The organism is Microcoleus sp. B7-D4, assembly GCF_036705125.1.
Taxonomy (GTDB): domain Bacteria; phylum Cyanobacteriota; class Cyanobacteriia; order Cyanobacteriales; family Microcoleaceae; genus Microcoleus.
Genome location: NZ_JAUBTT010000150.1, coordinates 1 through 12,715, shown reverse-complemented (window position 1 = coordinate 12,715; position 12,715 = coordinate 1). Strand labels below are relative to the sequence as shown.

12 protein-coding genes are annotated in these 12,715 nt (G+C 46.9%); 7 read left to right on the top strand and 5 right to left on the bottom strand.

Features of this window, described 5'->3' with window-relative positions:
* The 5 genes from QUB12_RS34715 to clpS form a co-directional block, all read left to right on the top strand.
* Positions 1-195 (top strand): hypothetical protein (locus tag QUB12_RS34715; protein WP_333144934.1); only part of this gene is annotated, 195 nt, incomplete at its 5' end.
* Positions 147-887, top strand: coding sequence for a pyruvate formate-lyase-activating protein (gene pflA / locus QUB12_RS34710; protein WP_333144933.1), 741 nt, complete (start codon positions 147-149; stop codon positions 885-887). The genes QUB12_RS34715 and pflA, both read left to right, overlap by 49 nt.
* 248 nt (positions 888-1,135) lie before the next feature.
* The gene (locus QUB12_RS34705; protein WP_333144932.1) at positions 1,136-2,386 is read left to right on the top strand and encodes a transposase; all 1,251 of its coding nucleotides are present in this window, start codon (positions 1,136-1,138) and stop codon (positions 2,384-2,386) included.
* A gap of 136 nt (positions 2,387-2,522) precedes the next feature.
* Positions 2,523-5,156 carry a bifunctional acetaldehyde-CoA/alcohol dehydrogenase gene (gene adhE, locus QUB12_RS34700; RefSeq protein ID WP_333310699.1) on the top strand — a complete coding sequence of 878 codons (2,634 nt, stop codon included), beginning with the start codon at positions 2,523-2,525 and terminating at the stop codon, positions 5,154-5,156.
* Positions 5,157-5,596: 440 nt separating this feature from the next.
* Positions 5,597-5,890, top strand: coding sequence for an ATP-dependent Clp protease adapter ClpS (gene clpS / locus QUB12_RS34695; protein ID WP_333290567.1), 294 nt, complete (start codon positions 5,597-5,599; stop codon positions 5,888-5,890).
* Between the two features lie 70 nt (positions 5,891-5,960).
* Here the strand turns inward: clpS and QUB12_RS34690 are convergent, their stop codons facing one another.
* Positions 5,961-6,476, bottom strand: a complete 516-nt coding sequence (locus QUB12_RS34690; RefSeq protein ID WP_445252074.1) for a plastocyanin/azurin family copper-binding protein — start codon at positions 6,474-6,476, stop codon at positions 5,961-5,963.
* Between the two features lie 123 nt (positions 6,477-6,599).
* Positions 6,600-7,718, bottom strand: a complete 1,119-nt coding sequence (locus QUB12_RS34685) for a tocopherol cyclase family protein (RefSeq protein ID WP_333310698.1) — start codon at positions 7,716-7,718, stop codon at positions 6,600-6,602.
* Between the two features lie 218 nt (positions 7,719-7,936).
* On the opposite strand from QUB12_RS34685, the gene QUB12_RS34680 reads away from it, so the two are divergent.
* On the top strand, positions 7,937-8,518 hold the full coding sequence (locus QUB12_RS34680) for an Npun_F5749 family FMN-dependent PPOX-type flavoprotein (RefSeq protein ID WP_333310697.1): 582 nt from the start codon (positions 7,937-7,939) through the stop codon (positions 8,516-8,518).
* A gap of 162 nt (positions 8,519-8,680) precedes the next feature.
* On the opposite strand, the gene cysE is transcribed toward QUB12_RS34680, so the two are convergent.
* The 3 genes from cysE to QUB12_RS34665 form a co-directional block, all read right to left on the bottom strand.
* On the bottom strand, positions 8,681-9,487 hold the full coding sequence (cysE, locus tag QUB12_RS34675) for a serine O-acetyltransferase (RefSeq protein ID WP_333144928.1): 807 nt from the start codon (positions 9,485-9,487) through the stop codon (positions 8,681-8,683).
* A gap of 251 nt (positions 9,488-9,738) precedes the next feature.
* Positions 9,739-10,254 (bottom strand): hypothetical protein, encoded by a 516-nt coding sequence (locus tag QUB12_RS34670; RefSeq protein WP_333144926.1) that lies wholly within the window; start codon positions 10,252-10,254, stop codon positions 9,739-9,741.
* 104 nt (positions 10,255-10,358) lie between these two features.
* The gene (locus tag QUB12_RS34665) at positions 10,359-10,505 is read right to left on the bottom strand and encodes a hypothetical protein (RefSeq protein WP_333144925.1); all 147 of its coding nucleotides are present in this window, start codon (positions 10,503-10,505) and stop codon (positions 10,359-10,361) included.
* A gap of 264 nt (positions 10,506-10,769) precedes the next feature.
* Here QUB12_RS34665 and mrdA point away from each other — a divergent pair, with 264 nt between their 5' ends.
* A complete protein-coding gene (gene mrdA / locus QUB12_RS34660; RefSeq protein ID WP_333144924.1) occupies positions 10,770-12,596 on the top strand; it encodes a penicillin-binding protein 2 in 1,827 nt (608 codons plus the stop codon).
* Positions 12,597-12,715 lie beyond the last annotated feature (119 nt).

The window sequence follows — 12,715 nt, the reverse complement described above, 5'->3', positions numbered from 1 at the left end:
GTCAACAGTCAACAGTCAACAGTCAACAGTCAACAGTCAACAGTCAACAGTCAACAGTCAACAGTCAACAGTCAACATCATTCCGGTGTTACCGGAAATGATATCATCCCTACTCTCAAAATCCTTACCAACAAACAGCAAATTAAATGTCTGGAATTGGTCGCATTCATTCAATCGAAACATTTGGTACTGTAGACGGCCCCGGAATCCGGTTTATCGTCTTCACCCAAGGCTGTCCGTTACGCTGTCTTTACTGTCACAATCCCGACTGTCGCAATTCCCACGATGGTAAAGAAGTAACCGTCGATTATTTAATCGAACAAATTACAAAATGTAAATCTTACCTGCGGAAAGGAGGCGTTACAGTCAGCGGCGGCGAACCGTTGATGCAGCCGGATTTTGTCAGAGAAATCTTTACCCGCTGTCATCAAATGGGCTTGCATACAGCCCTGGACACATCAGGCTTCTGTGTTTTAGAAGTTGCTAAACCGGTGCTAGAAATGGCAGATTTGGTTTTATTGGACATTAAATCCTACATTCCCGAACTGTATTACAAAGTCACCAACGTTTCGATCGAGCCTACTTTAGCAATGGCAAAATATCTCAGCGAAATTGGCAAACCGACGTGGATTCGATTTGTTCTCGTTCCTCACCTCACCGATCACATCGAAAACGTAGAAAAACTAGCGGAGTTTATTGCCAATCTGAACAATGTGGAAAAAGTAGAAGTATTACCATTTCATAAAATGGGAGAATACAAATGGGAACAATTAAAATTTGATTACGAACTCAAGGATACACCTCCCGCTTCACCGGAACTCGTGCAACAAACTGTTGATATTTTTCGCAGTCGCGGGCTAAATGCGATCGGAGCTAGCGGTATATAATAATTAAAAGACCGCGTTCACCAAAAAATTGGGTCTGAAGCCCCGTCCTTTTAGGACGGCTTTCCCTTAACCTTGAGGCTCCTGATTAATTCTCTCTAAGTACATCAGTTTTAGTTCTAGCTACAGCTTTGCAATGTTCTTCAATAATTGCAAATTCAGATTCCTGAATCCCCGAAAAAATAAACGTTTATTCAGGAAGTTTTTCGAGTTTTTGCTGTATGATTATATGACAACAAAGAGGATGACTCATGTTGGGCTGTCAACAAAATTTAATTCGAGTTGATTCAGATATTCAAGCTATTATTGAATACCTGTGTTCTGAATCTGCAAAACTTTCTAATTGTGGGACTTACTATGCCCGCCAGCTATACTTTAAAACTGGTAAAATCCCAAACCGTGCTCAGTTGCACAAAGTTTTGGGGACGGAAAACCGAAACCGACACTATCAAGCGTTCTACTCTGATACTGCTCAACAAATTCTGACGGGCGTAGCAGAGTCTTTTAAGTCATTTATGGGATTACTAAAGGCTTTTAAAAATGGCGTAATTACGGAACGTCCGAAGCTACCGAAATATCGTCAAGGCGGAATGGCACTTGTGACATTTACAGGTAGGTCGGTAAAACTCAACGACGGAATGTTGAGATTCCCTTTGGGTAGCAAGGTTAAAGCGTGGTTCGGTCTAGATGCGTTTTTCCTTCCGATGCCTTCTAATCTTGATTTCAAAGCGATTCGGGAATATCGCATACTTCCCCGGAACGGCTGTTTCTACCTAGAGTTTGTCTACACAACGACCAATGTCCAGGCAGATATAGACCCTGCTAAGTGCTTAATGATCGACCACGGCGTAGATAACTGGTTAACTTGCGTGAGCAATGTCGGTACAAGTTTTATCGTCGATGGCAAGCTTTTAAAGTCGCTTAACCAGGGATACAACAGACGAGTTGCATTTCTCATGAAGGGAAAAGTTAATGGCTATTGGTCTAAAAGGCTTGCCAGCTTGACCGAAAGACGGAATCGTCAGATGCGAGATGCCGTTAACAAGGCAGCAAGGAAGGTAATTAAGCACTGCTTGAAAAATCGGATAGGAACGGTTGTATTCGGTTGGAATAAGGGACAAAAAAATTCTGCCAACATGGGAAGCAAAACTAATCAAAAGTTTGTGCAAATCCCTACGGGCAGACTGAAAGATAGAATTGCTCAACTCTGTGAGCAGTATGGCTTGAGGTTCGTTGAAACGGAAGAATCTTATTCGTCAAAAGCTTCTTTTGTTGATCGTGATTTGCTACCTACTTTCGGCGAAAAACCCGAAGGGTGGCTTCCAATTGGCACGCGGATTAAACGTGGTTTGTACCGAACGGCGCAAGGCTGGCTAATTAATGCAGATTGCAATGCTTGTGGCAACATTGGTAGAAAAGTAGCGGTGATGCTTGGACTTGATCTAAGCGGAATCAGTAGAGGCGAGTTGTCAGCGCCTTTAAGACTTAAATTATGGTCTTAAGAATCCCCATGCCTTCAGGCTGGGGAGTGTCAAAAGTCACCCACAATCTTGAAATGATCTGCGTTCATCAGCAGGTTCCCTACCAATCAAAGATTGAGGCAATAATTTTCCCGAAATAAACATCAGTAAAAACAACATGAAAGTTACCAATTTAGAAGAATTAGAAGTCCTAATTCAAAAAGTGAAAGCAGCCCAAGCTGAATTTGCCACCTACACTCAAGAACAAGTCGATCGCATATTCAAGCAAGCAGCTTTAGCCGCTAATGCCGCCCGCATTCCCTTAGCCAAGGCAGCAGTCAAAGAATCGGGAATGGGAGTCATCGAAGATAAGGCAATCAAAAATCATTTTGCCTCGGAAATGATTTACAACAAATACAAAAACGACAAGACTTGCGGTATCATCGAGTCCGATCGGCATTTTGGCTACGAACGCATTGCCGAACCCGTGGGAGTGCTGGCGGGAATCGTTCCTGTAACTAACCCGACTTCCACCACCATCTTTAAGTCTTTAATCGTGCTCAAGACGAGAAATGGCATTATATTTTCGCCCCATCCCCGCGCCAAATCCTGCACGGCTGCGGCGGCAAAAATCATCCTCGATGCTGCAGTAGCCGCAGGAGCACCACCGGATATTATTGGGTGGATTGATGAGCCCACTGTGCCGCTTTCCCAAGCTTTGATGCAGCACCGCGATATCAAACTAATTTTGGCAACTGGCGGGCCGGGAATGGTAAAAGCTGCCTACTCTTCAGGGCATCCGTCCCTCGGTGTCGGCGCGGGAAATACTCCCGCCATCATCGATGAAACCGCCCACATCCAAATGGCTGTCAGCTCAATTTTGCTGAGCAAAACTTTCGACAACGGCACGATTTGTGCTTCGGAACAATCGGTGGTTGTTGTGGATGAGGTGTACGATGCAGTGCAACTGGAATTCATCAAGCGCGGTGCTTATTTCCTCAATGCTGAAGAACGGGAAAAAGTGCGGCAGGTAATCTTAATTGATGGTCGCTTGAATGCCGAAATTGTCGGACAATCGGTGCAAAAAGTGGCGCAGATTGCTGGTTTTACAGTGCCGTCAAACATCAGGGTTTTGATTGGAGAAGTTGAGGGGGTAGGTAAAGAAGAACCCTTTGCTTGTGAAAAACTTTCGCCGATTCTCGCTATGTATCGCGCCAAGGACTTTACTGAAGCAGTAGACAAAGCTGAAGCGCTGATAATTTTTGGCGGACACGGACATACTTCTGTACTCTACACGGCTCCGCACAATCAGAAGCACATTCGTTATTTTGAAAGCAAACTAGAGACTTCGCGGGTGCTGATTAATACGCCTTCTTCTCAAGGTGCGATCGGCGATTTGTACAATTTCCGCCTCGATCCCTCCCTTACCCTCGGTTGTGGTAGCTGGGGCGATAATTCGATTTCTGTCAACGTGACACCCCATCACCTGCTGAATATCAAAACCGTAGCAGAACGGCGCGAGAATATGCTCTGGTTCCGCATTCCTCCCAAGATTTATTTTAAGTCGGGTTGTCTTCCTGTAGCTTTGAGGGATCTTGCAGGTAAGAAACGTGCTTTGATCGTGACGGATAAACCTTTGTTTGAATTGGGATTGACTAAGGAAGTCACAGATAGTTTGGAAGAAATCGGCATCGATCACTACACATTTTACGATGTGGAACCCGATCCTTCGCTTGCTACTGTTCGCAAAGGTTTAGAAATCTGCAATAGTTTCCATCCAGATGCGATTATTGCCTTTGGTGGTGGCTCGCCGATGGATGCTGCTAAAGTAATGTGGCTGATGTATGAGCATCCAGAAATTGAGTTTGAAGGATTGGCGATGCGGTTTATGGATATCCGCAAGCGGGTATACGAACTGCCGCCTTTGGGTTCAAAGGCAACTATGGTGGCAATTCCAACTACTTCGGGAACGGGTTCGGAAGTCACGCCTTTTGCGGTTGTTACGGATGAACGATCGGGGATTAAGTATCCGCTTGCAGATTATGCTCTGACTCCGAATATGGCGATCGTCGATCCAGAACTTACGCTGAATATGCCCCGAAAACTGACTGCTTACGGTGGCATTGATGCGCTAACCCACGCTTTAGAAGCTTATGTTTCTGTGTTGGCTTCTGAGTATACAAATGGTTTGGCTTTAGAAGCGATTCGTTTGCTGTTTAAATACCTGCCCAGCGCTTACAAAAATGGTGCTAACGATCCGAAAGCGCGGGAGAAAGTACATTATGCTGCTACGATGGCCGGGATGGCATTTGCCAACTCTTTTCTGGGGGTTTGTCACTCAGTGGCTCACCAATTAGGTGCAACTTGCCACGTCCCTCACGGTTTAGCGAATGCGCTGATGATTTCTCACGTAATTCGCTACAATGCAACGGATGTTCCGTTCAAACAAGCGATTTTTTCTCAAAACAAGTATCCTAACAGCAAGTGGCGTTATGCTCGAATTGCGGACTATCTGAATTTGGGCGGCGATACAGAAGATGAGAAAGTTGAGAAGTTGATCGAAGCGGTGGAAGCTCTCAAGCGTGAGGTAGAGCTTCCTAGCACGATTCAGGAGGCGATCGCCAGTCAGGGAATGAGCGATGATTTCTTTTTTGCTCGCGTTGAGGAAATGGCGGATCACGCTTTTGACGATCAGTGTACCGGAGCGAACCCCCGCTATCCGCTGATTGAAGATTTAAAGCAACTTCTGGTGCAAGCCTACTCTCACAGCGGCGACACTTCAGAGGTCGATCGAGTGTTAACTGTAGTTTAATCGGCGCGGTGCAAGAGATTTCTCCTCAAAAGCCTGTCAATGGGGGGCAGGATGCTTAACCCGATGGGTGTCAACTTAACGTCAAACCCAGTCACAGAATGTTGTTTGACGATTAGGGCCAGATCCCCCCTAGCCCCCCTTAAAAAGGGGGGAACAAGAGTCCGATCTTTCGTCCCCCTTTTTTAGGGGGATTTAGGGGGATCTAGACTCAGATAAAAGCGATATTTATCAAGGGTTTTAGGCGATTGTTGACACTAATGACCTAACCCCTACTCCCCACAAGACTTTCTGGAGAAATCTAACGCCGGGCCCGGCGCTGAAAATAAACCCCGAAGCGGATCAAAATACCAAGTAGAGGTTGATGAAAAAGTGTGAAATTGTGTTATGATGTTACAGGTAACTATTTTACGACTTCTGTAGTTTCAGTGGCTGTTCGCGCGATGACCTCTTCACCAACCATATCACCCGTTCGATCGAGTCAAGTTACCCGCAAACCTTATCCCAACTATCGGGTAATAGTCCTCAACGACGATTTCAACACATTCCAGCACGTTGTGGAATGTTTGACCAAATACATTCCAGGGATGACAAGCGATCAAGCTTGGAAACTCGCCAACCAAATCCACCACGAAGGCCAGGCCACCGTCTGGGTTGGCCCACAAGAGCAAGCAGAACTTTATCATATGCAATTGAGCCGTGCTGGACTGACAATGGCTCCGCTAGAGTCTACTTAAAAAGTGTCTAGAGGGCCGAAAGTTCGATCGATTTTCGGTAATTCATCTGAAATTGAACGGAGATTGGGATTTAAGAGGCGATCGTAATTTTGCCAATCATCCCCGCCTCTGTATGTCCGGCTACCGTACAGCGCAGGTTGTAGGTTCCCGATTTCATCGGCACAAACACCCATTCTGCCATAGCGCCCGGTTTAAGTTCCAATTCGTGAATCGCTCCTTTAATTTCCACTTTCCCAGCTTCAACTTTTTGAGTCCAACTCGCATCAGCAAAGCTTTTAGCAGTAAAATAATGTTTCTGCGAACTGGGATTTTTTAGAACTAATTTATAGCGCTTGCCCGATTCAAATTCTAGCAAATTGGGAAAGAATTTGAGTTCCCCAGCTTCGTTACCCAAACTAACAGTAATTTCGGTGACAGGTTGGCGAGACAAATCACCGGCAGCCCTAGCAATTGCCGCCGGCATCAAGATTGTGCTCAAACATAAAATTAGTCCCAAAATAACCTTGAAAGTTTTTTGTAACCCCTGGCTGCGGTAGAATTTACCTAATTGCAAACCGAGTAAATTGATCGTGGCTGTTCTGACCACTGTTAACTATTAACTGACAACTGACAACTGACAACTGACAACTGACTACTGACTAATGACAACTGACAACTGACAACTGACTACTGACTACTGACTAATGACTAATGACTACTGACTAATGACTTAATTCGATCGCCAAACTTCATCCCAAGGCCCGCCCCCAACTTCCAAACCCGATAAAGAACTTTGAGCCTCTAAGATAATTCTAGAACGCTGCTTGCCATTTTTTTCAACATTTCCCCCCAACAACTCTCGCAGTTGCAAGCGCAATTCGCCATGCGTCGTATCCCGGCAGCAAAAAGCCATGCCTTTTTCTGTCGGAGTTCGCACATAAGTACCAGGACTGTTTGTAGTGCCAATTAACTCAATTTCAAACTGACTGTTTCTAGCCTGCATTTTCCAGCTTCCCCAAGGTTCAATATTCCAACTAACTTGGGAATTCCAAGGCACAAATTCGTAAAATTTCCCTCGGTAATGCAGACCAATCATTGCTACCGATTCCATCCACCACAGCACGCCCCGCTTGCCGCCGCCAGCAGTTAAAGCTAAATCCTTTTCGCCTTGAAAACAATTGCAATTAACCCAAAACCACTTTTGCGGAAAAGCACCGCCCCAGTTTTTTTCGCTGTAAGCAGGAGCATCTTTAAATTCGTAGCGTTCGTCATTCCAATCGATCCAGCCCGTGGCTAAACCGTGAGCCATTAAAATTTGCCATCCCGGTTCAAATATGGGTAGAAAAGATACCATTCCCGCCGTAGATTTCTGGATTTCCTCAGAGTTTCCCCAGCCATAAATAGGTTTAATTTCGTACTGCCAAAAACAGTGGCTGCCGCTTCCTGGATCGTGCAAATAACCTTGATTCAGAGTAGCAGTAGCTTGATAGCCTTCTTCGACGCGGCTGTCGAATACTTGCGGATCTAAATATTGGGGTTTAATTTGTAAATCTGTTCTGCCCCAATGTCCGAAAGCCAAGCCTTCTCGGTGCGCCCAAAACTTATTTACATCGGGAAAGGTGCGGCACAAATAGCTATCTTTCGGGCCGAGAATTTGAGCTGCACCGCCACTGTAAGGTTGACCGCCTCTGGGGTCTTCGATGGAATACATGAATGCAAAGGATTGTCCGTGAATCGGTAATGTTATTCGGTAGTACCAGCCTTCAAAAAAGCGGCGGGAACTGCCGTCCCAGTGGTAGCCACTGTGGGGAGTTTCAATAGTTTTGAGTTTTGAGAGTGAATTTGACATAGAATTACCAATAGCAGAAAGAAGAGTCAGTAGTCAGTAGTCAGTAGTTATTAGTTATTAGCTAGCAGTCATTAGTCATTAGTCAGAAGGAAGAAGGAAGAAGGAAGAAGAAAAACCAGAAACTATGCCCAATTCCCTATTCCCAATAACTACTGACTAATGACTACTGACTGCTAGCTAATAACTAATCCCATTACCAATATGATAGGTTATTAATTATGTCTTTAGCACTTTGGCGATCGCCCTTAGCTCGCGCGCTCCACCGCAACCGCAGTCTTGCTTTTGCCCGCTACTTGCAACTAGCAACGGTTCGGGCTACCGGGCGACCGGCAAACCGCACTGTGGTGTTTCGAGGCTTTTTAGCAGATACTAATCAGTTAAAGTTTATTACAGATATTCGCAGTCAAAAGGCAGAGGAGATTAATCTCTATCCTTGGGGGGAAATTTGCTGGTATTTCCCCAAAACTCGCGAACAATTTCGGATTGCTGGAAAGCTAGTTTTGGTAGGGGCAGATAATCCAGAGGCCCAGTTGTGCTCATCGCGGTGCACAACTTGGCAGGAGCTTTCTGAGGCGGCTAGATCACAGTTTGCTTGGCCGCATCCGGGGGATGACAAAGCCGAGGCTAGTGCTTTTGATTCTGCTTCCCCAGATGCGATCGAGCCGCTACCTAATTTTTGCTTGCTGTTGTTGGAACCGGAAACGGTGGATTTGTTGGAGTTGCGGGGGGAACCGCAAAATCGATCGCTTTATCGGCGCGACGGGGAGGGAAATTGGTCTGTGCGATCGGTTAATCCTTGAAAAAGAAGTCATTAGTCAGTAGTCATTAGTCAGTAGTCATTAGTCAGTAGTCATTAGTTATTAGTCATCACTTAACAGTTAACATTCACCAATGCCCAATGCCCTGTTTGGCCAATGCCCTGTTTGGCCAATGCTCTGTTTGGCCAATGCCCTATTCAAATTTTAGATGCCGCTGCCGTCGAAAAATTCTTGAATTGCTTTATCTTTTAACTTGCAGCTAGGGGTTGTAACTAGCTGTGTTTTTTCGGCTAAGGCTACATTGCTGGCTTGGTTTAAAGCTTCTGATACTGAGTGGAAATTGTGGGAATTGGGATCAGAAGTTAAGGAGACAGATGCTTGAGGAAGCAAACTTTTTACTTGCTGTTCGAGGGATTCGATACGATCGAGCAAAGAGCGAATTACCACAGCTTCGGAATCCGGCAAACTGCCGTGTTCTAGGGGATTGACGCGCACTCCCGATCGATAGACGATGCGGCCGGGAATCCCTACCACTGTGCAGTCAGATGGTACGTCGCGGAGCACGACGGAACCGGCGCCGATGCGGACGTTATTGCCAATTTGCAGATTGCCGAGTACCTTGGCGCCGGCACCGAAAACTACGTTTTCGCCGACGGTAGGGTGACGTTTGCCACTTTCCTTGCCAGTACCGCCAAGGGTGACACCTTGGTAAATTAGGGCAAAATCGCCGATAATCGCTGTTTCGCCGATCACAACCCCCATACCGTGGTCGATGAATACGCTTTTGCCGATGGTTGCCCCTGGGTGGATTTCAATTCCGGTCAAAAAACGAGCCAGGTGGGAAATCAAGCGGGGGATGAAGGGAAGCCCCAACACATAAAGCCAGTGTGCGAAACGGTGCAGCACTAGGGCCTGAAGACCGGGGTAGCAAAACAAAACTTCCAGCCAGTTGCGAGCGGCAGGGTCGCGATCGAAAATTATACTGAAGTCAGCTATAAGAGTCTTTAGCACTTTCGGAGTTACCTATTTTGGTTAAACACGCCACTTTCGATTTTACATTTTACTGGATGGCGGAAGTGAGCGGTCGATCGGGAGATTGGGTAGTGGGAGATTAAGAGAGTGGGAGATTGGGGAAATTGGGGCATGGGGCATTGGGAATTGGGCATGGGGCATGGGCAATTGCTAATTCTTCCTACTAACTACTGACTACTGACTACTGACTACTGACTACTGACTACTGACTACTGACTACTGACTACTGACTATTCCTGTACTGAGATTGTATAGTTAGACTTGACTCCGGGTTCGAGAGTACCTACCCAAATCCTGTAAGACCCTGCTTGCCACTCAGAATCAAGTATGGCAGCATCTTTATTCTGACCTATATCGTCTCCGCAGCGCACCGCATTACCGGGGCCTTGTACGAGTAAGGTTGTGTCCTTGCCTCCGCTGTTGACTTGGAGTGTGAGTTTTGAAAATTTTTGCTGCAAGACTATGATGTGGTCGGGAGTTGGGGTGGCAAAACCCAAACATTTGTTTTTGTGGCGATCGGCGTTGGCTATGGCAGATAGAGAGTACGATCCGCCTGTGGAACCTCTCAAAACTGCTGTTGGGGCTGCAAAACCTCGCGATAAAGTTAAAGTGCCGAAATTGGCTGTTTCTGCTAAAACTGGTAGGGCGGCGATCGCCGCGATCGCACCCAAGAGCGCACCGTTTTTGAAATTGGCTCCCTGATTAAACAACATGGCAATACTCCAGGCGTCAGAACTTAAAATCACAACTCAGAATTTACCCATCGCAGCCCCTAGAATCCAAACTTGGGAGGAAGAATAATTTTTTTTAAATTAGTTCAAAACCTCCTCGCTTCTCTTCCTTATGTCTATCAGGACAATCCCTGTACGATCGCGCTCGCTTGTGCCACTCGGATTTCTGCCACAGGCGATCGACTCATGTCCGAAATTGTACGGTGCCACGATGATAAATTTGATACTGCTAGCGTTGCTGTTGGCGATCGGTTCCCTATTGACACAGGCCTTGGTATTGTTACCTATAGGTCTATCTGGCTGGCTTCACCTCCCTAATTGGCTGAGCCTGGCCTTGATTTTGCTGGCTATTTCTTGGTGCTTGGGGGATTAGTCAGCAGTCATGAGTTATTAGTGATTAGTCAAAAGTTAACGATCAATTATTCGGCTTCCCCCAATGGTCAAGGCCCGATTGGGCCCGGTTTGATGATGTATACTTCACAATTGACAATCAGAAACCTAAAATCTAGGATTTGACATCTACCTATAGAATGATGCAACGACAAGTTTATTCAATCTCAGCATTTCACTCTTCTGACAAAACCCTGGGGGAAACTCCTAAAAAACAGGATCGTCCGATACACCGGGCGCTCGTGTTCATGCTGGTGGCAACAGGTTTGCTGGGCCTGCACGCTAGTCGGCTGGTGGAATTGCAACTGATACAAGGGAAGCAACACCGGGAACGAGCCGAAAACAATCGGGTTCGCCTAGTGCCCATGCCTGCGAATCGCGGACACATTATCGATCGCAAAGGCAAGTTGCTAGCGGCAAACAATTTAGCTCGATCGGTATATTTGTGGCCGAAAGAACAAACGCCGGAACAGTGGAAAGCGACCGCAGAAAAGTTGAGTCCGCTGGTTAAAATCCCGGTCGAAGAAATTTTAAAAAAAATAAAAGAGGTCGATCCTCAATCCTATAGACCGGTGCGGCTCAAGCAAGCAATGCCGCCAGAGGTGTTTGTGCCACTAGCAGAAGAGGTGGGACAAATGCGGGGAGTGGAAGTGCGGCCAGAAGCGAACCGCTACTATCCCGAAGGCAGTTTGGCGGCTCACGTTATCGGATATATCGGCGAAGCTACCGCAGCAGACTTGGAAGCTCATCCCGAATATCCGATGGGGATGATTGTCGGTCAAATGGGCATAGAAGCGAGCTCTAACCAGAAGATTGCCGGAGTTTGGGGCGATCGGCTGATCGAGGTAAATTCCCAAAATCAAGAATTGCGGCTGATGGGAGAGACACCGCCCAAACCCGGTGAGGCGGTGCAGCTAACCATAGACTTGTCCATGCAAAAAGCAGCCGAAAAAGCCCTGGGGAACCGCCGGGGAGCCGTAGTGGCGTTGGATGTCAAAACCGGGGCGGTATTAGTTATGGCCAGCCACCCGACTTTTGACCCCAATCTGTTTACGCGAAAAATCACTAAGGATGAGTGGAAAACTCTTCAACAAGAGGAAAATCCATTTTTGAATCGGGCCACGCAAGGCTATCCCCCCGGCAGTACCTTTAAAATTGTGACTTCCGTCGCGGGCCTGGAGTCGGGCAAATTTTCGCCGGACTCAATTCTGGGTACTTCGTCTTACATTACTGTGGGGGGAATTGATTTTAACGAACACAGTGGCGGTTTCGGCGACATCGGCTTTCGGGATGCTTTGGCTTTCAGCAGCAATACATTTTTTTATCAAGTGGGGATTAGTACCGGGCCGGAGCCAATTTCTAAGTGGGGACACCGCCTGGGAATTGGCAAGGATACGGATTTGAATCTTTTGGGGCTAGGCGGTGGCGATTACGGTCAAATCCCGACGCCGGAGGAGAAGGAGAAACTTTATAAAGAACCTTGGTATGCGGGTGATACGGTAACGATGTCGATCGGGCAGGGGTTGGTGTTGATGACTCCTTTGGAGGGGGCGGTGATGGTGAGTTCGATCGCTAATGGGGGTTATCGCGTGAAGCCTCATCTTTTGACTTCTATGACCGGCACAGCGGAGACTCAACGGGTACATACGGGGATGAAACCTTCAACAGTTCAGGTGATTAAGGAAGGACTGATCGCGGTAGTTGCCGAGGGTACTGGACAGGGATTGAATGACGGTTCGATTCCGCTGACAGCGGGCAAAACAGGGACTTCGGAGGTCATCGGACAGGAGGATCACTCTTTGTATGTGGCCTTCGGGCCTGCCCAGAAGCCGGAAATTGCGATCGCCGTGGTTGTGGAAAATGGCGGTTATGGTTCAGTTGCAGCAGCCCCGATCGCCAAAGAGGTATTTCAAGCTTATTTTGGGCCACAGAAAAAGGTGAAGCAGCCAGTAGTTATTAGTCCTTAGTTATGGGGAATTGGGCATTGGGCATTGGGAATTGGGCATAGTTTCTTCCTTCTTCCTTCTTCCTTCTTCCTTCTTCCTTCTTCCTTCTTCCTTCTTCCTTCTTCCTTCTTCCTTCTTCC